This window comes from Lacibacter sp., from assembly GCF_057361365.1.
Genome location: NZ_JBMQSG010000013.1, coordinates 20,026 through 44,100, shown reverse-complemented (window position 1 = coordinate 44,100; position 24,075 = coordinate 20,026). Strand labels below are relative to the sequence as shown.

Below are 24,075 nucleotides of genomic sequence, written 5' to 3'. Positions count from 1 at the left end.
CCGCTGAGGCGGGACAGGTTGTCCAAAAGTAACCCCCGCCTGACCGAGTCAGATCGGGCAGGAAAAGACAGCCGAAAGATATTACCCCCATCTTTCGGCGTAAGCCTTGATTTGGCATCTGTACTACTGTGGTGAATTACATTTGAATAGGCATCTACATCCCTTGCTCATGATGTTTATATTATTATTGCCTCTTTCTCTGGCAAGTTGAAATTGATGAAAGCAATTCGTTTTTTATTGGCTGGATGCGGAACAATTGGTGATCGGCACGCAAGGCTTGCTGCAGAAAGAGGTGAATTGGTTGCAGTGTGTGATATTGAGGAAAAAAAAGTGAAACAGTTTTCGAAACAATACAATTGTTACGGTTATACTTCTTTGAAAGATATGCTTCGTGGTGAAACCGCTGATGCTTTGGTTGTTTGTACGCCCAACGGGTTACATGCGGCACACAGTATTGCAGGACTGAAAGCGGGGTTGCATGTGTTGTGTGAAAAGCCAATGGCAATTTCAAGTGCCGATGCAACAAAAATGATTGCGACTGCAAGCAAAGCTCAAAAGCATTTGCTCATTGTTAAGCAAAACCGGTTGAATCCTCCCGTGGTTGCAGTGAAAAAATTACTGGATCAAAAAAAACTCGGGAAGATCTATAGCATACAGGTAAATGGTTTCTGGAACAGGCCCGCAGCTTATTACCAGCAATCGGACTGGAGAGGAACAAAGAAACTTGATGGTGGTGTGTTGTTTACACAGTTCAGCCATTTTGTGGATTTGCTGTATTGGTTCTTTGGCGAAGTAAAAACAGTGAAAGGGTTCACAACAAATCTTGCACACGAAAGTATTATTGAAGTAGAAGATACAGGCGTGTTCTCCTTTATGACGAAGCAAGGAGTGCCGGGCACGTTTCATTACAGCGTAAACAGCACTAACAAAAATTATGAAGGATCGGTAACCATACTTGCAGAAAAGGCAACGATCAAGATTGGTGGTGCCTACCTCAATACGATCGAATACCAGGAGCCAGCGTTCATTGACCTGGCAAAACTTAAGAGCAGCAACGCTGCTAATGAGTATAAAGGTTACCAAGGTTCCATGAACAATCATGCAAGAGTATATGACGAGTTTGTTGCGGTTGTTGCAGGGAAGCAAAAAAAGTACGTATCGGGTGAGGAAGGGATTTGCAGTGTGAGGATGATTGAGCAGTTTTACAAAGCGACCCTTACAACAAGGAATGTTGTGTGAACACAACTTATTCGTTCTTTTGTCTCCCGCTAAGGCGGGACAGGTTGACACAAAAGAACCAAAAAGTCAAGACGGAACATATTACCCCCCATGTTCCGTCGTCAGCCCTGATTAAGCAATTGTGCTACTCCCGCTTGAGGGCGGGACAGGTGTGGTGAATTACTGAGGAATTTTTATTCATCATTCTATGGGTAACAGATTGTTTATATGCGAATATTTTAAATGTTCAGTAAGTCTGACATAAATAAAGATTTGGCGAAGTATACATTAAAAAAAATCAGTCTCCGGAAAGTTAAAACGGGGAAGAATGTTGTGATCATGCAACCAGGCAACCTGTACGAATGCGAGCTTGGTGATGATTGTTTTGTGGGTCCTTTTACTGAGATACAAAAAGGGGTGGTGATTGGAAAGAATTGCCGCATTCAAAGTCATAGTTTTATCTGTGAGCTGGTGACGATCGGTAATGATTGTTTTATTGGTCATGGTGTCATGTTTATTAACGATACATTCAGTGATGGTAAACCTGCAGCAGGAGATAAAAAGAAGTGGAAGAAAACCATTATAGGCAACAATGTGAGTATTGGTAGCAATGCCACCATTCTTCCGGTAAGTATTTGCGATGGAACGGTGATTGGTGCAGGAGCTGTAGTAACAAAAGATATTAAGAGGAAGGGAACTTATGCTGGTAACCCGGCGAAAAAGATTTCTGATCTGTGATGGCGGATGCAGGATTTCTGAAACAAGGTACGGCCAACTTTCTTTTTGAGCTTTGTGAATAGCGAAGAGGTTGAATAAAGACGGTGGCGGATAGCCGGTAGTAAATAGCCGGTGGTGTATAGCCGAAAGTAGTTAGTGGAAAAGTGAAAGACAAAAAATTATGAATCATTATAACGATACAAGAGAACAATGGGACATGGAGATCAAACCTCAAACGTCTTTATTTGATCTTAACTTAAAAGAAGTATGGCGCTACAGAGACCTCATGGTATTGTTTGTGCGAAGGGATTTTGTGGCGCAGTACAAGCAAACTATTCTTGGGCCACTGTGGCATGTGGTGCAACCCGTGCTTACCACCATCATGTTTTTACTTGTATTTGGAAAAATTGCTAATATCCCCACCGATGGTATTGAGCCCGTTTTGTTTTATATGAGTGGCATTACTATCTGGAACTATTTTTCAACCTGTTTAACCGCTACATCGAACACCTTTGTGGCCAATGCGCATATTTTCGGAAAGGTTTATTTTCCACGCCTGGTGTTACCTCTATCCATTGTTATCAGCAATATTGTAAAACTTGGTATACAGTTCGGACTTTTGTTTTTGGCAATGTTCTGGTTTGCCGTGTTTCGTGATGTGCCTATACAATTTGGTGTAAACTGGTTATTGATTCCTCTCTTGGTTATTATTATGGCAGGTATCGGGTTAGGTGCAGGCATTATTATTTCATCACTTACCACCAAGTACAGGGACTTTACTGTGTTAATTGCATTTGCCGTGCAATTGCTGATGTATGCCACACCTGTGGCGTATCCTTTGTCGTTTTTAAAGGGTAAATCTTTTGCGGCTATCATTGAATTAAACCCGCTCAGCCCCCTTGTGGAAGGTTTTCGCTATGCGTTGTTTAAGAGCCCGGGTTTTAATTTTTTGTCGCTGGGGTACAGCTTGCTGTTTATGCTGGTTGTAATGGTTATCGGTGCCATCTATTTCAGTAAGGTAGAGAGAACGTTTATGGACACTGTGTAGAATTATGATTTTTGATTTAGGATATATGATTTTCTGATTTATTAAGAACGGAAGCTGAAACATGAGTAATACAGTTATAAAAGTTGAGCAGGTATCGAAGCAGTATCGCCTTGGTGAGGTAAGCACGGGCACGCTTAGCCATGACGTAAACCGTTGGTGGCATAAGGTGCGTGGAAAGGAAGACCCTTATTTGCGTATTGGCGAAACCAACGACCGTACAACGGCAGGCAACAGCGATTATGTGTGGGCATTGAGGGATATCAATTTTGATGTGAAGCAGGGCGAGGTGCTGGGGATCATTGGCCGAAACGGTGCCGGGAAGAGTACACTCCTTAAAATATTAAGCCGTACCACGGCCCCCACTACCGGCATTATTAAAATAAAAGGACGGGTAGCGAGTTTGCTTGAAGTGGGAACAGGTTTTCATCCTGAACTGAGCGGCCGTGAAAATATTTTTCTCAACGGTGCTATACTGGGGATGACGAAGCATGAGATCAAGCGTAAGTTTGATGAAATTGTGGATTTTGCCGGCGTGGAACGTTATATTGATACACCGGTGAAGCGATACAGCAGCGGTATGTATGTGCGGCTCGCCTTTGCTGTTGCTGCACATCTTGAGCCTGAAATACTCATCGTTGATGAAGTGCTGGCCGTTGGCGATGCAGATTTTCAAAAAAAGTGCCTGGGCAAAATGAAGGATGTAAGTGAGAAAGAAGGAAGGACGGTTTTGTTTGTGAGTCACCAGATGGACGCTGTTTCAAGGTTATGTGACAGGTGCCTTGTTCTTAAAAATGGGCAAATATATTTTGATGGAGAAGTGGATGCAGCAATTCGTAGTTACTTAAATAAAACAAGAGATAATAATTCTGCTATTGAATGGAATGAGCAGCGTCCAGGAAATAATATTGTTCGCCTTTCGAGGATCTCTATAGTAGATGACAAAAATCAGAATTGCGAAATTGCCGATATCAGAAGACCTGTCTTCGTAAAAATAATTTACGAAGTAATGGAAGACGACGTAAAAATTACGCCCGGAATAAATGTATACAACGATAGTGGAGAGCATCTATTTACATCACATGATGTTAAAAATGCTTACGAGGGCAAGGTATTTCAAAAAGGATACTACGAATCGAAAGTAATGATACCAGGCAATTTTTTAGCAGAGGGTATAGTCAGCGTCTCCGTAGCCGTAATGAGTTATAATCCATTTATTGTTCATTTTCACGAAGAGGGATTATTATCTTTTTTTATTGTGGACGAAATGAACGCCGAATCTGCGAGAGGTATCTATTCTGGAAAATTTCCAGGACTAATAAGGCCATTATTAAATTGGGAAACACAACATCTAAAATAGTAGGAAATGAATCTTTTAAGCCGTTTATTTAAATCGAAACCGTTGGACACATTTTATTCTTTGACTGATATTGAAAGGGGCCACCACAAAATGACCTATCAGGGCGTACCTTGTTTAAAGTGCCCATTTGACTACGTTATATATCAAATGATATTAAATGAAGTTAAACCCGACTTGATTATTGAAATTGGAACTAATCATGGTGGAACTGCTCTCTATCTTGCTAACATAATGGACTCTATAGGAAAAGGAGTAATTCATACAATTGACATTGATGATAGGGCTTATTCACAAGCCAAGGATAATTCAAGAATAAAATTTTTTCATAGAGGCTGGAAAGATTACAATTTGAAGTTGGCAGAAGAATTCGATAAAATCTTAATTATAGAAGACTCATCTCATGATTATCAAAACACGCTTGACGCTATTAATCATTTTAGCCATTTAGTTACCCCTGGGTCTTATTTGATTGTCGAGGACGGGATAATTGACGCATTAGGTTGGACAGATCAATTTAATGGCGGTCCAGTAAAAGCGATAAAACAATTTTTAACAGTAAACGATAAGTTCGAAGTAGATTATAAATGGATAAATTTTTTTGGACCCAATGCGACATTCAATACTATGGGCTATCTCAAACGAATTAAATAGCTGATAAACAACTTGATAATTAATTAGTAAAGTCGAGAATAATCAACAGCATACATATGGGAAATATTAATCCATTAGAAGAAGAACTTTTCTGTCAGAAATTTGAGTTAGAAGCTCTAGCAAACATTACTCTCCGGAATGAATCAGAGCGGTGGATTCCCGGCTACATCAATGGTATTACTGAAGATTCACATCTTAAAAGATATCAGCTTGCTTGTAATTATTCCAAGGGAAGAAATGTTTTAGACTTGGCCTGCGGAGCAGGGCGAGGCAGCTTAATGCTTGCTATTGAAGGCGAAGCGCAAGCAGTTGTAAGTGGTGATATAGGCTTGGATACAATTAGATATGCTCAGCATCGAAACAAGCATGATAAAATAACTTACAAAATAATGGATGCAGAAAATTTCTCTAATCAGGAACCATTAGATTTAGTTGTTAGTTATGAAACAATTGAACATTTAAAAAACTATGAACAATTTCTTCGCAATGTCAAATCTTCATTAAAAGATGATGGTCTTTTTTTAGTATCTACACCAATTTCAAGCATCCCATTTGATGCAAGCCCAATAAACCCATACCATGTTCAGGAATGGGGTTTTGTAGAATTTCAAAAACTGCTAAACTCGTTTTTTTCAATTCAGAAAGTTTATCTGCAGCTATATCAGAACGTATTTCTAAAAGAAGAATTTGAAACGAAAACAAAAAATAGTGCGTTAAAACGAACAATATTATATAATATTTATAAGAACATATTTCTTAAAAAATATAACAAATTAGAGAATAAGCCTGACTTTTCTAATTGGAATAATCTTACTAATTATTCGAAAATAGTGGAATACACTGGGCAATTTGATTTAGAAAAACTTGGCAAAACTTACATTGGGTACCAAATTATTTTAGCAAAGAGGAAATGATGAGGAGGCTTGCAGTAATAATACCAGCTTTTAAAGCAAAATATTTTGACCAAGCACTTTCATCTTTAGCCAACCAAACCAACAGCGATTTTACCGTTTATATTGGCGACGATTGCAGCCCTGAAGATTTAGAAGCGATTGTAGATCAATTCTCTTCAAAACTTAATATTAATTATACCCGTTTTGAAAACAATATTGGAAGCAGAGACATAGTTCATCAATGGAATCGATGTATTGAATTAATTGAAGATGAGAGTTGGATTTGGTTATTTTCAGATGATGATATCGCAGATTCGGGATGTGTTGAGGAGTTTTATAAAACAGTCAATCGTCAATCTCTTCATTTTGACGTTTACCGGTTTAATACCCGAATCATTAATGAAGAAGGAGATGTTATTGCTGAAACAGCTGAAAGCCCGCAACTAGAATCGTCATTTGATTTAGCAAATGAATTATTGATGAACAAGCGGGGGAATTCTATGCCAGACCATATTTTTTCGAAGAAGCGATATGATGAATTGGGTGGTTTTGTTTATACAGATTATGCGCAGGGAGCTGATTGGGCCAGCTCTATTTTATTTGCAGGTACAAAAGGTTTGTATACCATACCCGGTCCTAAAGTAAACTGGCGTTTAAGCAGTTCCAATATTTCCGGTAATGCCAAAACCGAAGCCGGGAAAAAAATAGCGGGTCATTTGCAATTTTTGAAGTGGGTGAAAGATTATTTTATACAGTTTAAAGTCGAAGAACCCCTAAAATACCGGCAGATAGAGGCTGCCTGCGATCATAACCTGGAAATTGTATTGAAAGATCATTACAAAAAATTACCTCTTTCTGTAATAGCAGGTATATATAATTATTATGCGTATCAAACTTCGTATAATAAAGGCGCATGGAAAAAACTTTGGCGGCTTTACAAATATCATGCAGCTGTGCCGGTATGGCTGCGTCTACAAAACAAACTGGCAGAAGTTTTTGGGGTTAAACAATGAAGGCTTATACCAATGGTTATTAGTTTGGTAAAAGGTGGCTTAGGCAACCAGATGTTCCAGTATGCTGCCGGGAAGGCATTAGCGGCACATTTGGGTGTAGGTTTGAAAATTGATTTGTCTTATTTAATTGAAAATGCCGAACAGGTTGATGTGTTTGTTGCCCGGCCCTACGAGTTACACCTGTTTCCACACATACAAGAAGCAATTGTTCATGAAACCAGTACACATAAACGTAATTTCTTTCAACGGTTCAGGCGGGCGATAACAGGGAATTCCATTCGTATTTATAAAGAACAATCAATGGCTTTTGATCCGTTATTTTTTAGTATAAAAGCACCTGTACTTCTAGATGGGTTTTTTCAAAGCCAGAACTATTTTCTTTCAAATGAAAAAATTATACGGGAATCATTTGAGTTCCCGGATTTGGGTGCGGATGATCCGAATAAACGAATTTTACAGGAGATTGAACATTGCATTTCTGTGTCGGTGCATGTAAGAAGAGGGGATTATTTAAATAATCTTATTCTTCAGCATCATGGCGTTTGCAGCAAAGACTATTATACAAAGGCCATTAAAAAAATAAAAGAGCAATACGCTCAGGCAAAATTTTATTTTTTTTCTGATGATCCTGCATGGGTAAAACAGGAACTTATTTCAATGGTTGAAGATTATTGTATTGTTGAAGGTAATACGGGAACCAATGCATGGAAGGATATGCTTTTGATGAGTTATTGCAAACATCAAATAGTTGCCAACAGCAGTTTCAGCTGGTGGGGAGCATGGCTCAACCGTAACCCGGCAAAAACAGTGATAGCACCAAAATATTGGTTTGCCAATAAAGAATTACAGGAACAAACAGCGAATATATGTCCGTCGGCATGGGTGAGAATTTGAGACCGTCTGTTTCAGTAATCATGCCTGTGTACAATTGTGCGTTGTATGTAAAAGATGCCGTTGAAAGTATTTTACATCAAACGTTTTCAGATTTTGAACTGATCATTATTGATGATTGTTCAACAGACAATACAAGAGAAATTATTGGAGCATTTGCTGATGACCGGATTCAATTTATTCAGAAGCCAGTTAATACCGGGTATACTGATAGTTTAAACAGGGGTATAGAACTGGCGAAGGGGAAATATATAGCCCGTATGGATGGTGATGATATTGCTGAAACAAACAGGCTGCAGGTGCAATATGATTTTATGGAAAATAATAGCGGAACCGGAGTTTGCGGATCGTGGTATACCATTATCGGAACTAATGAAACCATTACAGTGCCGGTTGAATTTGAGGAAATAAAAGTTACTTCCCTCGAATACAATCCTGTTGCACATCCAACTGTTTTCATCCGCCGAAGCATTTTAGCTGCTCATTCTCCTGTTTATAACAGAAATTTTGAGCCATCAGAAGATTATGATTTATGGTGCAGGTTGTATAAAACCACTGAAATTGTAAATCTTCCGGTGACATTATTGAAATACAGAAGGCATAGTAACCAAGCCTCTTTTGTAAGAAGTGAAAAGCAAAAGAAAAGTGCATCTGCTATTCGTGTTTTACTTTTACAGCATATTGATCCAGATTTTCATATTGATCTTGAAAGAGAGCGTTTACAGAGCTGGCTTGTATCCAATATTCAGCAATTATCAGCGTTAACCGGTTTGCTTTTACAGCTGCAGCATTTGAATGAAAAAAACAAAAGTGTTCTGTTTTTTAATCCTGTTTTGCTGGGGAATTATCTTGCCGGCAAGCAAATAGAAATCATACGATTTTATTTGTCGAGGAAAAAAGCTGCTGCCGGCATTTATGAAAGGGCCGGGCTTCTGATTCATTTTCTGTTTCACAGAAAAAGCTATCTTATCAAATCAAAGCAGTTAATTAAATTATTTATCCAAAACAGCTAAGGTATGAAAAGGCTGATCCGCAAATTAATTCTTAAGCTTTACAGAGCGGGTTCAATACTCGAAGCAAATGCAAAGCTGAGTGCGGTTCGCAACCATCCTCATGTGCAGATTGCAGACACTGTTTCTACGGGACCTTCATTTACCCTTGATCTCGAAACCGATAGTTGTCAATTAAGGATCGGCGAGCAATTTTACACCCGTTCTTTCTGTAATATCCGTGTTGGGGATGCCGGGGTATTAAAGATTGAAAAAAATGTTTTCTGGAATAATTACTGTTCGGTGAATTGCATGTATGCTATTGAAATAGGCGAAAATGTAATGTTTGGAGAAGGAGTAAAAATTTACGATCACAACCATGTCGTCAGAAAAAATGAAACAGTCGACATTCATCGTAAGGAACTGGATTATGGGAAAGTAGTGATCGGGAAAAACAGCTGGCTGGGAAGTAATGTAACAGTGTTAAAAGGAGTGACGATTGGTGAAAATGTTGTGGTAGGTGCCAACTGTTTAATTTATAAAGACATTCCGGCTAACAGTATTGTTAAGAGTGCGGCAGGATTGGATGTAACTACAATAGATAAAAAAGAACATGAGCCTGGAACAATTTTATAACGACTGGTATGCACATGGTTATATGGATGAGTGGCCTGCAGAAAAGAAAGAACGGGTGTATCAACTCATTCGTGAGTTACCACTTCCTGAGAAGGGAAGGGCACTTGATTTTGGATGCGGCAATGGTGTGTTTACCGATGTGCTGAAAAAGGCATTACCTAATTGGGAGGTATTTGGCAGCGACCTGAGTACGCTTGCGGTTGAAAACGCCGCAAAGCGCTTTCCCGATTGCCGATTTATGAACGGCAATTCGGTTGAGTTAGAAACTTTAAAGTTTGATTTTATTTTTTCGCATCATGTGCTGGAGCATGTGGATGACCAGGAAGGGACGGCAGCAATAATAGGAAATATGGCAACCCCAACTGCAAAGATGCTGCATATTTTACCCTGTGGCAACGCCGGCAGCCTGGAACATAGCATCTGCACCTGGACAAAGAACGGGATACAAACAGACAAGAAGAATACCTTCTTTTTTGAAGAAGAAATGCATTTGCAAAGGTTTACTTCAGCACAGCTTACAGCACTGTTCCGTCCATATGGGTTTCAACCTGTAATTGGTTTTTATGCCAACCAGTTTTATGGGGGCATCCAATGGATTAGCGGTATGTCAAAACAATTTATTCAGCATCTTACCAGTTACCGCCATGGGATAACCGGCGTTAGCAGGTTACAATTATTTTTTTACCGTTGCCTGTTTATATGCCTGTATTACCTGCAGCGGCCTTATACTTTTTTTATCGGCCGTTACCGCAGTAATCCTGCTTCATTAGGTTTCATCCAAAAGCTGATGTTTTATTTTTCAAGAATGGTTAAGACAATCATTGACCAGCGTGCACAGAATGAGTGGAGGGGGAGCCGGTTGAAGGAAAATGGAAGCGAGATGTATCTTTTTTTTCAACGGACCTAACCTGATTCATGGCTTTATCAATAACCGGAAAGAGAATTTGTTTTATTTCGCACAATGCCACACGTACAGGTGCACCGATTGTACTGTACCAATTTGTGAAGTGGTTGAAGGAACAGCAGCACTATACGATTGATATGTTGTTCCTGGAAGACGGGGAGATGGTGGAGGAGTTTGAAGCGCTGTGTTCCTGTAAGGTATTGCCTTCGTTCTATGCTCCCGGTTTTGCAGGAACAGCAAGAAGGGTACTTCATAAATTATATAAGCGTGATGTATGGCTGCAACAGCAGCTGAAAACACTGGCGGATTATGATCTTCTTTTTTTTAATACGGTAGCTTCATTTAAAATTATCCCTTTATTGCCGAAGAGGTTGGATGTTACTTGTGTTGCATGGTTACACGAACAGCCTTTCAGCATCGGAAGCTGGTATAAAGAGCAGTTTACAGCCAGTAACCTGTCTTTGTTTAATCGGATCGTTTGCGTATCGTCACAAACCGGAAAGTACCTGGAGGAAAAGATGGGTATCGATCACTCGAAGATTTCAATAGTACACCCGTTTATTGATGTAAGTGCTTTAACAGGAAATGTAACGCAAACAATTACCGGAAAAGCTTCCCTGCCTTTTATAGTAGGGGGTTGCGGATTGCAGGATTGGCGGAAAGGACCTGATTTGTTTTTGCAGGCAGCAAAGAAAATAAAAACCGATTACCCGGAAGCAGCTATTCAATTTGTATGGGTAGGTGGAGAAAGTGGATTAACAAGTGGATTACAGTATGAACTCGAAAAACTGGAATTGCAGGATGCCGTAAGTTTTGTGGGAGCTCAAACAAATATAACAGATTGGTTCCAGCGCTTTGATGTGTTTTTGCTTACGTCGAGGGAAGATCCGTTTCCGTTAGTAGTGCTGGAAGCTGGCGCTATAGGTAAACCGGTGATTTGTTTTGAGGGGATTGGAGATATTACACAGTTTGCTGGTTTGGTACAGCACAATGTTGTCAATTACAGTGATATAAATGCGACTGCCGCACGTATCATTACTTATTATAATGAGAGAGACGCCATCAAACAGACTGGAATGGTATTAAAGGAAGCAGTGCACCGATATGATGTTGCCAAAGGTGCTGCTTTACTTTATTCGATCATAGCCAAAAGTTTTAAATAGTCGTGGTTTTCTTTAAATCAAAACCTATAATAATATTTATGAATAAACGGACTGTTGTATAATGGGTGTCATAAGGTTTATTCTTGCATTTGCGGTTGTTATCTTTCATTCAGGTGGCACTTTTTTAGGGGTACAAATGATTCCAGGTTATATCTGTGTAGAGTTATTTTTTATCATTTCGGGTTTTTATATGGAATTTATTCTTTCTAACTCATATAACAGAAAAAGAGATTTTTATCTGAGTCGTTTTATCAGGCTTTGGCCACTGTTTTTTCTTGTTGCTGTTTGTTATCTCTTATTCGAAACCGGTTTTACCTTGCTAGAGCACAAACCTTATAATGTTGCAAGGGCAAGAGTATACAACGATTTTAATCCATGGTTGCGCATAGCTGCTTTTTTTTCCAATGTGTTTATGGTAGGGCAGGATATATTATCATGGTTTTATATCGGACCTAATGGAACAATTCAATTTTTTCGTGGGAGTTTTTTAGAAGGGATAGATTCATCGGGTTATACCTGGGGAGGTAATTTGCGATTGAACGGACCGGCATGGTCTATTGGATTGGAGATATGGTTTTATTTATTGGTTCCTTTTTTACAAAAATTTAAAAGCCGCTATCTTGTTGCATTTCTTTTAGCAAGTGCCGGCCTACGGATTTATTTAGGGCCGGTTATTGGCGTACATACCTATTTTTTCTTCCCTACCCAATTTTACCTTTTTTTAATTGGCATGCTAGCATTTCGTTATAAAGAGTTATTGTCATTTAATCGGTGGTATGCGCTGCTGCTCTATATTTTTTTATTAGCAGGTATTATTGGTTATGCTTATCTACCTGTTAACAAAGATTTGTTGCGTTATGTGGTGTTGCCGCTTTTATTGTTTGCTGGCATCAACAGCATGTTTTATTCATTTCTAAAGGTAAAATGGGATCGTTTTATTGGCGATTTGTCTTACCCTATTTATATTCTACATAGTTTTATTATTCTTTCTGTTTCTAAACTAATTGATTACATGGCCTTTCCTGTTTCAGCAAATGCTATGCATTGGCTCTTATATGCGGTAATTATTCTTCTCTCGACATTATGGGTTCGGAAGGCTGAAAAACTCATTAACCGATATAGGTGGAAGTTAACTAAGAAATATGCATGATACATTTTCGTACTTTTTCCATAATTGAAACTGGCCATGTCTAAAGTTGGAATTGTAATTCCTTTTTATGGAGGAGTCGATTACCTGCCAGCATTGCTGAATTCGATTATTGCAGAGCCGTTGCAACATCAGGTGCAGGTATTTGTTATTGATAATAGCAAGGCGGGTGAAAAACTTAGTGATTCCTTCAATCAGAAACATGTGCGGATTATCGATGCCGGGGAAGCAATCGGTTACGGGAGAGCTTGTAATATCGGGTACAAACTTTGTGTAGCTGATGATTTTGATTTGCTAATGGTAATAAATCAGGATGGTTATCTTGCAAAAGGCTCGCTAAAGAAATTGATAGAATTAGTAGAAGCAAACAATGATTTTACAGCAGCCATGCCTTTGTTAACCGAATATCATTCAAACAGGGTGGAGCCTTTTTTTACGCAGGTATATTTAACACCGATGCCGGATCTTATTACTGACCTGTTTGCAGGAACCACAAAAGAATATTACCAGATCGATACATTATGCGGAGCATGTTTTGTGATGAAGTTGAAAGATATGAAGCAATTCTCTTTTCTTTTTGATGAGCTATATCATATGTATTACGAGGATGCAGATCTATATGAACGCATGAAGCAGGCAGGCAAAAAGGTGATGTTGATTCCCTCAGCTGTATTTCATCATAGTCATTCTAATACCAACGAATCCATTCAAACGGTAAAGTCACTTGCGACTAAACGGTCATCGCATCATATATTTTTTTTAAAGAACAGCAAGGCGTCTCTTGGTGGGTGGGTCCTGCTCGAATTCAGGACTATTATTGGCCATTTACTGAAGTTTGAATTCAAATCTTTGCTTATTGAAATCCTCGCTATATCAGAAGTGTTAAGAAAGTTGAGACAAATCATGCAAAAAAGAAACAATAAAAATTTTGCTGACTTATACATCTAATTGCCTATTAGATTTTTAATGATCGGTGTTTCATTAATTATAACCTGTCATAACCAACACAGATATTTAAAGCAATTGCTTCATTTACTGAATCAATATGGTGCATTGCTGAGTAACACTGAGATCATTATAGTTGATTCATCTGATGAGGTTTATAATCTGCCAAGCCGGGTACAGGGTTATCGTGTGTTAAACAACGGTCCTTCAGCCGCAAGGAATTTTGGAGTTTCGAAGGCCAAAGGAGAATGGGTTATATTTTGCGATGCCGATGATTTTATTCATCCTTATGCGATCTCGTTTTTGGATCAACTGGCGGAACCCTCAACCGATGCTGTTTTTTTTAATTTCAAAAGAGTGTATAACGAAGACATTGTTTCAGCGGCGGAAAAACATTTCGCCAATTTTCAATACCCGGCAGATCCCGAGTTGGGAAAAATTACTGATCCTGTTTTCTTTTTGAAAAAATTTTTCCCGGTGCATGCTGCTATAATCAGAAGGACGGTTTTTGAAAAAATTCGATTTAATGAAGAGCAATGGTTTATTGAAGATGTACGGCTTTACCTGGAACTGGCATTGATACCGGGAATACAGATCCGTTATTGCAAAGCGGAAAACTTTGCTTCCTTTCACCGGGATTTTAAAAAACGTACCTCATTATCATCATCGAATGAAGCGGCTTACTGGCAATCTATATGTGAAAACTATAATTACTTCATGAGGTATGGTAACCCGTCACTTGCAAATAAGGCAGAGCTGGCAAAACTTGTTGTGATCAATTTTCATATTGTAAAGGCGTCGACAAAACCGATTGTTGCGTCAGCGAATAAAGAGATCTGGAACCTGTTTCTTGGGATTCCCCGGCTATTCCGGATCCCTTTTTTTTACCGATTGCTGGAACTGCTTAATGTAGTAAAGCGAATCTTTTCCCGCAAAAGCTGATAGAGCTTACATTATGCGTATAGCCATTATTTCCGAATACAACCAATTTACTACTACCGGCGGCACGGAATATTATGTAGATATGTTACTCAAAGGGTTGGTTAAAAACCATCAATCGGTGATCTTCATCAGCAGAGGGAAACAGCAGGATGAAAAAGAAGAACGTTCTGTTATGTATGAAGAATCTAGTTACCAGCTAGTATTGCTGCCAGCCATTGTTTTCAACCGACAGGAAATAAAACAGGAGATTGTGAGCCGGTCGTGGCAGCAGATGTTTCCTATTTTAGAGCATTTTCAACCGGATATTATTCATGTACACACGCTCAGTACATTTTTTAATATCCGCCATTTTGAAATGTGTCATCAAACATTTCCACGTATCATTTTCACATCGCATGTACCGGGTCATTTTTGTGCCAAGGGTGATCTTATAAAAAATAACAGCAGCCCCTGTGATGGACGAATAGGTGTGCAGTGTAGTGTTTGTATGTTTTCAACGGGATTAAAACAAGGATTTTCAAATCTTGTAAGCGGCTATGCAAATAAGCGTCTTAAAACCTTGCAGGCATTCAAGAAACTGCAGGTGCAGATCATTTGCGTATCGGCCTGGCAACGCCAACAATTGATTGCAAATGGTTTTCCTGCTCAATCGCTTGCCGTGATACGGCAAGCGCTAACAACGGCAGATTACGGAGCTGCCGTTGACGCAGATAAAACGCAACCCTCCTATCGTGTGGGTTACCTGGGCCGTCTTTCACCTGAAAAAGGATCTGCCTTTCTGCTTGCTTTTATCCGCAGTTTGTTACACCGCAAGGATATTGCTTTTGTATTGGGAATACCCGCCAACAGCAACGCAACAGCAATGGCCGAGTTAGAAGAGTTGGTCAAACAAAGTCCTTCAACCATCGTAGTGGATACGAATGTTCACGCAGGTAACAAGGCTAATTTCTTTGCGGGTATTGATTGTTTGTTTGTTCCCTCTTTTTGTATTGAGACGGGACCGATTGTTTTATTGGAAGCAGTTTATTATCAGAAACAGGTCCTTGCCCCGGGAGTTGGCGGCCCAGTGGAATTTGCTGAGGAATATCCACAATTTGTTTCCTGTTATGAGTGGAATCATTCTGCATCAGCAATTGCAGAACTTGAAAAGATGCTTTCGAAGGGATTTATAAAGCTCCCGGACCTGCACAAGCATTTTGAAGAAAAGCAAACAAGGTTTATAAAACAACATCTTTCGTTATATCAACATTTTTTAACTCAGAATACCCCCACTATTTCATGAAAATTTTACTGTTTATGGACCCGTTTATTCCTGTTCCACCCAAACATTACGGTGGTATTGAGCGGGTGATCTATGATATTGCCTGTAAGTACGTGGAAATGGGTCATGAAGTGACCTTAGTTGCGGGACCTAATTCAAAGAGTCCGGGCCGACTTGTTACTTATGGATCGAATGCTGACCTGCAGTCGATCAACATTGATTACGGCTTATTAAAAGAAGTAACCAGCATTCTTTACAGAGAAATCGGGCAGCATGATGTGATCCATAATTTTGGGCGACTGGCCTGGATGTTTCCCATTGCCTGGAGTAAGATCAGGAAAGTGCAGACCTATATGCGATATATTACTCCTGCCAATATTAAATGGCTGAACCGGATCGGTATCAGAAATATGACCTATACCGCTGTATCGGATGCTATCGTAAAAACCGGTATAGCGGGTGGTGGAGACTGGAAAACAGTTTATAACTGTGCGCCTATTGACCAGTTTACTTTTGTTCCGGTGGCAGCTGCAGATGCACCCCTTGTATTTTTAGGAAGGCTTGAACGTTGCAAAGGAGCACATACTGCTATACAGGTAGCGAAACTGACCGGACGAAAATTAATCATCGCCGGGAATATATCCCCTCTTAAAGAAGAGCAGCGTTATTTTGAAGAGGAACTGACACCTCATTTTGATAACAAGCTGATCAGCTATATTGGTGTAGTAGATAATGTGCAAAAAAATGCATTATTAGGTGGTGCGGCTGCCATGCTGTTACCGGTGGAATGGTATGAACCATTCCCCATTGTTTTACCGGAAGCTTATGCCTGTGGCACTCCTATTCTTGCTTTTCCCGGTGGAGGCGTACCGGAAGGAATCTTTGAAGGTATTACCGGTTTTATCAGCACGACTGCAGAAAAGATGGCGGAGCAAGTTGCCTTAATTCCAACTTTAAGCAGAGAAGCCTGCCGGAATGCTGCATTTGAAAAATACAGTGATACAAGAATTGCAAACGATTATTTAACCATCTATTCCAGCAACAGATTATAGCGGTATTTTAAATTTCTGCGTGAAATAGCAAAAAAGTTTGTTGTAAGAACCATTGGTCACTCCCGTAGCTAAATTGAAGGCTGGGATAATACTATCTGCTACTATGAAGAATCATGAACTCACACTCCAGATCAATCTCTCACCCGGTGACATTGCCTATGCCGCTTTAACAGTGCCTGCATTGATCGAACAGCATCCGGAAGCGGTTCGTGTTTTATTGGTAGTTGATATTTGTAAACCCGGCCGCACCAAACTGGTAGACCCGGATACACGGTTTCCTGAGCCTCAGTTTACACAGAAAACGGAGCAAATACAAGTTATTGCTGAAACCATTGCCAGCAACTACAACCATTGCGATGTGTATGTTTTGCGACCAGGTGATGCAATGATACAGCAACTGGGGGATCGATATCTTGGGGGCTGGTACTACCATACACATGATTATGGCGGCTGTGCAAATATGGCTTACTGGCTGGGATTTGAATTGCCCTCAACCAGATATGTGCTGCATTATGATGGTGATATGATATTATTTCAAGAGCCTGGTTACAGCTGGACTGAAGAGGCAATTAAGCTGTTGAAAGAAAATGAGCGGGCTGTTGCTGCCTGCCCCCGATATAACACGCCATTTTCACATGCAGATGACAGCCCCAGTTACCGGCATGGTGTGCCATTTGAAAAAGTAAAAGACGGGTGGCTTGATACTTTTTTCAGTACCCGATGTTTGCTGATTGATAAAGAACGTATGAAGAAATACCTGCCACTACTTTCCGGACGTATTCTTGTGGAAACACTTGCTGTAAAATACCTGAACAGAGGTTATCCCCGATCTCCTGAAATTATTATGTATCGAAAAATCGGTGGGAATAACGGACGCAGGCTGATCCTTAATAGTTATAAAAGCTGGACCATGCATCCACATTCGAAGCCGCCAGAATATATTACTAATTTACCCGCCATCATGAAACTTGTTCATGCAGGTGTTTATCCTGAAGGGCATACAGATGAAAATTTTGAACTGGGCAAATGGATTGAATTGATCAAAAAGAATGTCACTGCCTAAGCATATTGTATTACTGACTCCCGGCCAACCATCTTCTAATCCAAGACTTACCAAGGAGGCTATTGCATTGGCAGCAGAAGGGTATCGTGTTACTGTATTGTACAGTTTCTGGGTAATGTGGGCTATTGAACAGGATCGATTGATTATTGCGAGTAACCCTTCCGTACAATGGGTTGAAATTGGAGGTAATCCTGTTAACAGGAAGATGTGGTATTTCTTTTCAAGAGCAATGCATAAATGCTATAGGTCACTTTCTGTATTGTTTCCTTCGTTTCTTCCTTTTGCTGTAAGAGCAGAAATACGAACCTATGATGCTATGCTGCAGGCAGCTATTGCCGTTAGAGCAGACTTATATATTGGGCATAACCTGGGCGGACTTGCTGTTGCCGGAAGAGCAGCCGAACTTAAAAAAAGGTTGTATGCATTTGATGCTGAGGATTTTCACCGGGGGCAAACAGATCCTGCAACAGCAATTTATGAACGAACAAAATTCATTGAGGACCGATATGTGCCTGGTGCAGCTTATGTAACAGCTGCCAGTCCATTGATGGCTAAGGCGTATAAAGAATTGTATCATATAAGCCCCCTTGTTATTAATAACGTTTTCTCAAAAAAGCATTTAGCCACGGCAATTAACGAGGTTAAAAATCCATTGGAATTATTCTGGTTTTCACAGACAATCGGAAAGGAGCGTGGACTGGAAGATGTGATACTTGCAATGAAACAGTTGCCGGCAGATGCCTGCAGGTTTACATTACTTGGGTATTGCACTGATGAGATGAAACGGTATTTGCAAGTGTTGGGAAGACGCACGGATGGCCTGAATGTATGGCTGCAGTTCCTTGATCCTGTTCATCCGGATCAAGTGTTTGAGATTGCCCGTGCATTTGATATTGGTTTTGCTGTTGAGCCCGGCCGAGACCGAAATAATCAAATTGCTTTGTCAAATAAATTGTTTACTTATTTGATTTGTGGTAATGCTGTTATTTTTTCAGGAACTCCTGCACAACAATTATTCTTTGATACGAACCCGGGTATCGGCGCTATTTACCCATGTGGCGACCATAAGCAATTGGCAATTATCTTAAAAAGATATATAAATGAGCACAGCTTGGTGGTTACACAAAAAGAAAAATCTCTTCAACTGGCAAGGGAAGTATACAACTGGGAAACTGAGAGTGAACAGCTTTCAACGGCGATAAAAGATATTCTTGGTACTGCGTAAAATCGTACTCGTGTATCCATATTATTTTTTTTGAAGGCTATAGCGATGCACCGAAATTGTTTTTTATCCAGCATGTGCAATCATTGGGGCGGGAGACAGTTATCCTTACTCACCGAGTTGAACAGCTTCTTCAATTATTATTGATAAATGTTCTTCTCTTATCCTATTGAAATCTAGAAGACAATTTAGCTATTAGAATGATCAAGGAAACTACAAACTGCCATTGGATAAGAAGATTGTATTAGTATCGTCACTCCAGCCATCCGCAAATCCACGCCTGGTGAAGGAAGCCGTTGCGCTATGGAAAGCCGGGTATGTTGTAACTGTAATCTATTGCCCGTTATCGCCATGGGCGGAGCCATTTGATGTGGAGTTGTTTGCACGCTATCCACACATAAGTTGGGTACAAGCAGGGCACCATCCTCAAAAACAAAACGGGTTATACCAATGGGCCCGTTTGCGCAGAAAATTATATCATTTGCTGTTTCTACTGGCAGGTAATACGTTTGACGCTGCTGTTCGATCCTTTGCTTTTTACAGCCAGGAGCTAACTTCAGCTGCTCTAAAACACAAGGCCGCTTTATATATCGGTCATAATATCGGGGCGTTACCTTCAGCAGTGCTGGCCGCCCGCAAACATGGTGTAAAAGCCGCTTTTGATTTTGAAGATTTCCATCGGGGGGAGGATATGCCCGATTCTATCCATTGGAAGAAGGTTAAGGCAATTGAAGATGATTATGTGCAGCGTTTAGATTATGCCACAGCTGCGTCCCGGTTAATCAAGGAAGAATATCAAAAAATTTATCCCAAGGTTCCTATATATACGGTTAATAATTGTTTCCCTGTTTCCTATACGGCAGATAAGTGCACCGAATTGACCACCCCCCCGCTGAAACTATTTTGGTTTTCACAGTTTGTTGGTGCTAACAGAGGGTTAGAAGCAATCATAGAGGCAATCGGACTGCTGGGCAATCCTTCTATCCAATTGACATTATTAGGAAGTTGGAAAAGTGGGCGGAAGGATTTTTTTGTTAAACTAGCGGCGCAATATGGAGTTTTGCCTTGTCAATTACAATTTCTTGATCCTGTTAATGAACGTGATATTGTTCATATTGCTTCCCAACATCATATTGGCCTGGCTTGTGAACCAGGCCGGGATATTAATAATGAAATAGCCTTATCAAACAAACTATTTATGTATTTACTGGCAGGTAACTGCGTGCTGTTTTCCAATACCAAAGGACATGCGGATTTCTGGCAGAAGCATTCGCAAATCGGGCGGCTTTACGAACAGGGTGATATTAAACAAATTGCGGCACTATTAAAAGCGTTTTATGAACAGCCCGAGCATCTAAATAGTTGCCGAAATGCAGCATTTGAGTTAGGGCAAAAGAAATATAATTGGGAGCAAGAGCAGAAAGTAATTGTTGAACAAGTTAATCTACTAATGGGCGTGTCATGAAAAAAATTCTCATCATAACACCCCACTATCCTCCGAGTAATCTTGCAGCTGTACATCGCAGCCGTTTGTTTGCACAACACCTACCAGCGTATGGATGGAATCCGATCATCCTGGCCGTTCATGAAGATTATTACGAAGAGGAACTTGACTGGAACCTGCAGAAACTCATACCTGCCCATCAACGCATTGAAAAAGTAAAAGCTTATAAGATTACCAAACCCAGGTTGATTGGCGATATTGGTCTCCGTGCTTTTTATCAACTACGCAAACGGGCACTTGAATTAGTACAGAAGGAAGAAATCGATTTTGTGTACATTCCTATACCCTCCTTTTATGTTTCGCTGATCGGGCCTTACCTGCATCGTAAAACGGGTGTGAAATACGGCATCGATTATATTGATCCATGGGTCCATCAATTTCCGGGTTCAGATAAATTATTTTCCCGCCATTGGTTCAGTACAAAGCTTGCTGAATGGCTTGAACCAAAAGCGGTGAAACATGCATCACTTATTACCGGTGTTGCCGAAGGGTATTATAAGGCAGTGATTGAACGTAACCCTTCTTTACAAAAAAGCTGTTTGTTTGGTGCTATGCCTTATGGCGGAGAAGCGAAGGATCATGAGCGGTTAAACGATATGAAATTGCAGCCTTATCTTTTTCAACGCAACCAAAAACTGCAATTGGTTTATGCGGGTGCCATGTTGCCCAAGGCTTATCAACCTTTGGAAGAAATTTTTCGTGCCATTGCTTCAAACAAGGATGCATTTGCGGATGTAGAGTTCCATTTTATAGGCACCGGTAAATCGCCCAATGATGCAACTAGTTTTACTATTAAGCCTTTAGCAGAAAAATACGGATTTTGGCATACGGTCGTATTTGAGTATCCCAAACGGATACCCTATTTAGATGTACTGGTTCATCTAGATGCAGCGGATGCTGTTTTTATTTTAGGAAGTACAGAGCCTCACTATACACCCAGCAAAGCATATCAAGGGGTGTTAAGTGGAAAACCTGTGTTGGCTGTGTTGCATTCTGCCAGCACTGCAGTGCGGGTGCTTGAAGAATCCTGTTCCGGAATAGTGTTAACGTTTAACGGCGAAGCCGACGTCAAAAAGATTTATGGTGAATGGATGAACACCTGGAATAGATTTTCCCGTTTCAAAGAGACATTTAAAAAAGAGAACGTAAAGCGGGATGTATTTGAGCATTATTCGGCAAGGGCGGTGACACAACAATTGACGGGACTTTTGAATCAATTGTTTACTGGCGAAAATAAAATGGGTAGCCGGATTTTAATCAACAACCAGCGTGTTCCGGGAAAACCAAATGAATAAAAACTGGTTTGATAATGCCTGTGAAAAGGATTGCATGCAATCATTTCCAACATTTTTGTTAAAGCGAAATTGTATATGATTCAGTTTGCGTTCATCATTCCGCTTCGTCCTAAAGCTGAGTCAGCTGACTGGCAGGGAGATAAGGTTTTGCTTAACAGAACAATTGAGTCAGTATTACGACAGACCTATGCAAATCTGAAAATATATGTTTTGTATACCGATGCGCCGGAACTACCATTAGCTGATCCAAGACTGACATATGTTGAATTTCCTTTCGGGTATCAGTCGTGGAGCGATTTAAGGAATGGTGAGGACTTGTTTATTAAATTCAAATCAGCACAGAAAGCAGTGCGTCGTTGGGATAAAGCCAGAAAACTTTGCTATGGGTCCAAGCTTGCTAAAGAGGCTGGTTGTAATTATATAATGGCCTTAGATTCAGATGATCTTCTCTCAAAACACTTCCTGGCTTATCTTTTTTCCACTGCCAATGGCGACGACTGCAGGGGTTGGTATCTTGACAAGGGATATTTATATAAAGAGGGCGCTGGTTTCCTGATCAGCGTACCACGTTATATGTGCGGTTTAAACGGATCGACACATATGCTGCATCGTGATTTGGTTGAAATACCGGATTTCCATTCACTTGACTGGGATGACTATAATCTTTTTACCGATCATGGTTGGGTAAGGGGGCGTATGAAGAAATATTATGATGCCGAGTTGGTACCTGTTCCCAATGCCATGCTTGTGTATGTGGTACACCATTCCAATATGTCGCAGGTATATCAAAAAGAGTTTGGATTTAATATCAAGGCTATTGCAAAGCGAATCCTGCGAGGAGTAAAGCTCACAAACTCTTTACGGGAAGAATTTAATATCCGTCCCCAGAAATTATTTACTACTTAATAAGCACCTGCTTTCAGAGCGGTTGTCAGCAAAGGGCAGGACTTTATTGAATTAAATTTTCAGTATTGTTTCCTGCATTACTCATAAGAACGGCGCCATAAAAAAATTAGCCATTATAACAACCCATCCTATCCAGTACAATGCTCCGTTGTTCCGACTGGTGAGTGAACGAAAGCATATTAAGGTGAAGGTGTTTTACACATGGGGACAATCGAAAGATGCAGTGTATGATGAGAGGTTTGGTTTTAAACGTAGCTGGGATATTCCATTATTGGAGGGCTATGAGTATGAATTTGTTAAAAATACTTCCCGTCGCCCTGACTCGAACCGATTTTGGGGTGTTGTAAATCCCGGGTTGGTATCGCAGCTAAAAGATGAACAATATGATGCAATTTTGGTGTATCGTTGGAGCCTTTATAGTCATCTTCGCATTTTACAGAGCTTTGGTGGAAACCCACAATTGTTTTTTCGTGGCGATTCTCATTTACAATCGAAGCGAAACTGGTTAGGTGAGTTGTTTAAGAAAAGATTTTTACGATTTGTTTACCGCAGGGTGGATAAAGCTTTTTATGTAGGCCAAAAAAATAGAGATTATTATTTGCATGCGGGTTTGGGTAATGATCAATTGACTTATGCCGCACATGCCGTTGATAACAATCGTTTTACCCTGAACGCTGAGGAATGGGAAATGAAGGCACTTAATGAACGGGCGGCGTTAGGAATTCAACATAGTGATATTGTGTTTTTGTATGCAGGGAAGTTTTATGCAGTTAAAATGCTAGGCCTGTTAATTCGTTCATTTCAGCAATTAAAAGGGGAGCACTACCGGTTACTGTTAGCGGGAAATGGTGACCAGGAAAATTTGCTCAGAGAACTGGCTAACGACGATGAACGAATCTTGTTTCAACCATTCCGCAACCAAAGTGAAATGCCATGCCTGTACCGAATGGGCGATGTGTTTGTATTGCCAAGTGAAAGCGAAACATGGGGGCTTGGTGTAAATGAAGCCATGGCTTGCGGAAAAGCAGCCATTGTAAGTGATGCATGTGGATGTGCACCTGAATTAATAAGAGAAGGAGAAACCGGTTTTGTATTCCTGTCAGGAGACGTTCATAATTTGCTAGAGCAAATGCAGAAGTTCAATAATAAATCAGATTGCGAAGAAATGGGTAAGAAAGCATTGGTGCATATTCGGCAGTTTTCATTAACGAAAGTGGCGCAGGTTATTGAGGAAGCAGTATTGGATGGAAAATAAAAG

At 40.2% G+C, this 24,075-nt stretch carries 23 protein-coding genes; all 23 read left to right on the top strand.

Annotated elements, in window-relative coordinates; all coding sequences use genetic code 11:
• The first annotated feature begins 216 nt into the window (after positions 1 to 216).
• Positions 217 to 1,239 (top strand): Gfo/Idh/MocA family protein, encoded by a 1,023-nt coding sequence (locus ACO1QW_RS13705; protein ID WP_486259412.1) that lies wholly within the window; start codon positions 217 to 219, stop codon positions 1,237 to 1,239.
• 252 nt (positions 1,240 to 1,491) lie between these two features.
• The gene (locus tag ACO1QW_RS13700; RefSeq protein ID WP_486259410.1) at positions 1,492 to 1,956 is read left to right on the top strand and encodes an acyltransferase; all 465 of its coding nucleotides are present in this window, start codon (positions 1,492 to 1,494) and stop codon (positions 1,954 to 1,956) included.
• Positions 1,957 to 2,116: 160 nt separating this feature from the next.
• Positions 2,117 to 2,983 (top strand): ABC transporter permease, encoded by an 867-nt coding sequence (locus tag ACO1QW_RS13695; RefSeq protein ID WP_486259409.1) that lies wholly within the window; start codon positions 2,117 to 2,119, stop codon positions 2,981 to 2,983.
• A gap of 61 nt (positions 2,984 to 3,044) precedes the next feature.
• The gene (locus tag ACO1QW_RS13690; protein WP_486259407.1) at positions 3,045 to 4,340 is read left to right on the top strand and encodes an ABC transporter ATP-binding protein; all 1,296 of its coding nucleotides are present in this window, start codon (positions 3,045 to 3,047) and stop codon (positions 4,338 to 4,340) included.
• A 6-nt stretch (positions 4,341 to 4,346) separates the two neighbouring features.
• Positions 4,347 to 4,991, top strand: a complete 645-nt coding sequence (locus ACO1QW_RS13685; protein ID WP_486259405.1) for a CmcI family methyltransferase — start codon at positions 4,347 to 4,349, stop codon at positions 4,989 to 4,991.
• A gap of 56 nt (positions 4,992 to 5,047) precedes the next feature.
• Positions 5,048 to 5,905, top strand: a complete 858-nt coding sequence (locus tag ACO1QW_RS13680; RefSeq protein ID WP_486259403.1) for a class I SAM-dependent methyltransferase — start codon at positions 5,048 to 5,050, stop codon at positions 5,903 to 5,905.
• The gene (locus ACO1QW_RS13675; protein WP_486259401.1) at positions 5,902 to 6,897 is read left to right on the top strand and encodes a glycosyltransferase family 2 protein; all 996 of its coding nucleotides are present in this window, start codon (positions 5,902 to 5,904) and stop codon (positions 6,895 to 6,897) included. Before ACO1QW_RS13680 ends, ACO1QW_RS13675 begins: the two co-directional genes overlap by 4 nt.
• Before the next feature lie 12 nt (positions 6,898 to 6,909).
• The gene (locus tag ACO1QW_RS13670) at positions 6,910 to 7,791 is read left to right on the top strand and encodes an alpha-1,2-fucosyltransferase (protein WP_486259399.1); all 882 of its coding nucleotides are present in this window, start codon (positions 6,910 to 6,912) and stop codon (positions 7,789 to 7,791) included.
• On the top strand, positions 7,764 to 8,801 hold the full coding sequence (locus tag ACO1QW_RS13665) for a glycosyltransferase family 2 protein (protein WP_486259398.1): 1,038 nt from the start codon (positions 7,764 to 7,766) through the stop codon (positions 8,799 to 8,801). The genes ACO1QW_RS13670 and ACO1QW_RS13665 overlap by 28 nt, the downstream gene beginning before the upstream one ends.
• A gap of 3 nt (positions 8,802 to 8,804) precedes the next feature.
• Positions 8,805 to 9,413 carry an acyltransferase gene (locus ACO1QW_RS13660; protein ID WP_486259396.1) on the top strand — a complete coding sequence of 203 codons (609 nt, stop codon included), beginning with the start codon at positions 8,805 to 8,807 and terminating at the stop codon, positions 9,411 to 9,413.
• Positions 9,391 to 10,320 (top strand): class I SAM-dependent methyltransferase, encoded by a 930-nt coding sequence (locus tag ACO1QW_RS13655; RefSeq protein WP_486259394.1) that lies wholly within the window; start codon positions 9,391 to 9,393, stop codon positions 10,318 to 10,320. The genes ACO1QW_RS13660 and ACO1QW_RS13655 overlap by 23 nt, the downstream gene beginning before the upstream one ends.
• Before the next feature lie 8 nt (positions 10,321 to 10,328).
• A complete protein-coding gene (locus ACO1QW_RS13650) occupies positions 10,329 to 11,480 on the top strand; it encodes a glycosyltransferase family 4 protein (RefSeq protein ID WP_486259392.1) in 1,152 nt (383 codons plus the stop codon).
• 61 nt (positions 11,481 to 11,541) lie between these two features.
• Positions 11,542 to 12,630 (top strand): acyltransferase family protein, encoded by a 1,089-nt coding sequence (locus ACO1QW_RS13645; RefSeq protein ID WP_486259390.1) that lies wholly within the window; start codon positions 11,542 to 11,544, stop codon positions 12,628 to 12,630.
• Between the two features lie 36 nt (positions 12,631 to 12,666).
• Positions 12,667 to 13,575 carry a glycosyltransferase gene (locus tag ACO1QW_RS13640; protein WP_486259388.1) on the top strand — a complete coding sequence of 303 codons (909 nt, stop codon included), beginning with the start codon at positions 12,667 to 12,669 and terminating at the stop codon, positions 13,573 to 13,575.
• Positions 13,576 to 13,593: 18 nt separating this feature from the next.
• Positions 13,594 to 14,514 (top strand): glycosyltransferase family 2 protein, encoded by a 921-nt coding sequence (locus tag ACO1QW_RS13635; protein WP_486259424.1) that lies wholly within the window; start codon positions 13,594 to 13,596, stop codon positions 14,512 to 14,514.
• A 13-nt stretch (positions 14,515 to 14,527) separates the two neighbouring features.
• Positions 14,528 to 15,796, top strand: coding sequence for a glycosyltransferase (locus ACO1QW_RS13630; RefSeq protein WP_486259386.1), 1,269 nt, complete (start codon positions 14,528 to 14,530; stop codon positions 15,794 to 15,796).
• Between the two features lie 14 nt (positions 15,797 to 15,810).
• Complete coding sequence (locus tag ACO1QW_RS13625; protein ID WP_486259384.1) at positions 15,811 to 16,827, top strand: glycosyltransferase; 1,017 nt, start codon at positions 15,811 to 15,813, stop codon at positions 16,825 to 16,827.
• A gap of 103 nt (positions 16,828 to 16,930) precedes the next feature.
• The gene (locus ACO1QW_RS13620) at positions 16,931 to 17,890 is read left to right on the top strand and encodes a hypothetical protein (protein WP_486259383.1); all 960 of its coding nucleotides are present in this window, start codon (positions 16,931 to 16,933) and stop codon (positions 17,888 to 17,890) included.
• Entirely contained in the window at positions 17,877 to 19,115 is a 1,239-nt protein-coding gene (locus ACO1QW_RS13615) for a glycosyltransferase family protein (RefSeq protein ID WP_486259381.1), read from the top strand. The genes ACO1QW_RS13620 and ACO1QW_RS13615 overlap by 14 nt, the downstream gene beginning before the upstream one ends.
• Positions 19,116 to 19,338: 223 nt before the next feature.
• Positions 19,339 to 20,577: a glycosyltransferase family protein gene (locus ACO1QW_RS13610; protein WP_486259380.1), complete on the top strand. Its 1,239-nt coding sequence runs from the start codon at positions 19,339 to 19,341 to the stop codon at positions 20,575 to 20,577.
• Positions 20,574 to 21,911, top strand: coding sequence for a glycosyltransferase family protein (locus tag ACO1QW_RS13605; protein WP_486259378.1), 1,338 nt, complete (start codon positions 20,574 to 20,576; stop codon positions 21,909 to 21,911). The genes ACO1QW_RS13610 and ACO1QW_RS13605 overlap by 4 nt, the downstream gene beginning before the upstream one ends.
• Before the next feature lie 75 nt (positions 21,912 to 21,986).
• A complete protein-coding gene (locus tag ACO1QW_RS13600) occupies positions 21,987 to 22,817 on the top strand; it encodes a hypothetical protein (RefSeq protein ID WP_486259376.1) in 831 nt (276 codons plus the stop codon).
• Positions 22,818 to 23,001: 184 nt separating this feature from the next.
• Positions 23,002 to 24,072: a glycosyltransferase family 4 protein gene (locus tag ACO1QW_RS13595; protein WP_486259374.1), complete on the top strand. Its 1,071-nt coding sequence runs from the start codon at positions 23,002 to 23,004 to the stop codon at positions 24,070 to 24,072.
• The last annotated feature ends 3 nt before the right edge of the window (positions 24,073 to 24,075 follow it).

Coding starts and splice junctions, on each gene's coding strand:
- ACO1QW_RS13705 (WP_486259412.1), top strand. CDS start 217: ATGAAAGCAATTCGTTTTTTATTGGCTGGATGCGGAACAATTGGTGAT.
- ACO1QW_RS13695 (WP_486259409.1), top strand. CDS start 2,117: ATGAATCATTATAACGATACAAGAGAACAATGGGACATGGAGATCAAA.
- ACO1QW_RS13690 (WP_486259407.1), top strand. CDS start 3,045: ATGAGTAATACAGTTATAAAAGTTGAGCAGGTATCGAAGCAGTATCGC.
- ACO1QW_RS13685 (WP_486259405.1), top strand. CDS start 4,347: ATGAATCTTTTAAGCCGTTTATTTAAATCGAAACCGTTGGACACATTT.
- ACO1QW_RS13680 (WP_486259403.1), top strand. CDS start 5,048: ATGGGAAATATTAATCCATTAGAAGAAGAACTTTTCTGTCAGAAATTT.
- ACO1QW_RS13675 (WP_486259401.1), top strand. CDS start 5,902: ATGATGAGGAGGCTTGCAGTAATAATACCAGCTTTTAAAGCAAAATAT.
- ACO1QW_RS13670 (WP_486259399.1), top strand. CDS start 6,910: ATGGTTATTAGTTTGGTAAAAGGTGGCTTAGGCAACCAGATGTTCCAG.
- ACO1QW_RS13665 (WP_486259398.1), top strand. CDS start 7,764: ATGTCCGTCGGCATGGGTGAGAATTTGAGACCGTCTGTTTCAGTAATC.
- ACO1QW_RS13660 (WP_486259396.1), top strand. CDS start 8,805: ATGAAAAGGCTGATCCGCAAATTAATTCTTAAGCTTTACAGAGCGGGT.
- ACO1QW_RS13655 (WP_486259394.1), top strand. CDS start 9,391: ATGAGCCTGGAACAATTTTATAACGACTGGTATGCACATGGTTATATG.
- ACO1QW_RS13650 (WP_486259392.1), top strand. CDS start 10,329: ATGGCTTTATCAATAACCGGAAAGAGAATTTGTTTTATTTCGCACAAT.
- ACO1QW_RS13645 (WP_486259390.1), top strand. CDS start 11,542: ATGGGTGTCATAAGGTTTATTCTTGCATTTGCGGTTGTTATCTTTCAT.
- ACO1QW_RS13640 (WP_486259388.1), top strand. CDS start 12,667: ATGTCTAAAGTTGGAATTGTAATTCCTTTTTATGGAGGAGTCGATTAC.
- ACO1QW_RS13635 (WP_486259424.1), top strand. CDS start 13,594: ATGATCGGTGTTTCATTAATTATAACCTGTCATAACCAACACAGATAT.
- ACO1QW_RS13630 (WP_486259386.1), top strand. CDS start 14,528: ATGCGTATAGCCATTATTTCCGAATACAACCAATTTACTACTACCGGC.
- ACO1QW_RS13625 (WP_486259384.1), top strand. CDS start 15,811: ATGGACCCGTTTATTCCTGTTCCACCCAAACATTACGGTGGTATTGAG.
- ACO1QW_RS13620 (WP_486259383.1), top strand. CDS start 16,931: ATGAAGAATCATGAACTCACACTCCAGATCAATCTCTCACCCGGTGAC.
- ACO1QW_RS13615 (WP_486259381.1), top strand. CDS start 17,877: ATGTCACTGCCTAAGCATATTGTATTACTGACTCCCGGCCAACCATCT.
- ACO1QW_RS13605 (WP_486259378.1), top strand. CDS start 20,574: ATGAAAAAAATTCTCATCATAACACCCCACTATCCTCCGAGTAATCTT.
- ACO1QW_RS13600 (WP_486259376.1), top strand. CDS start 21,987: ATGATTCAGTTTGCGTTCATCATTCCGCTTCGTCCTAAAGCTGAGTCA.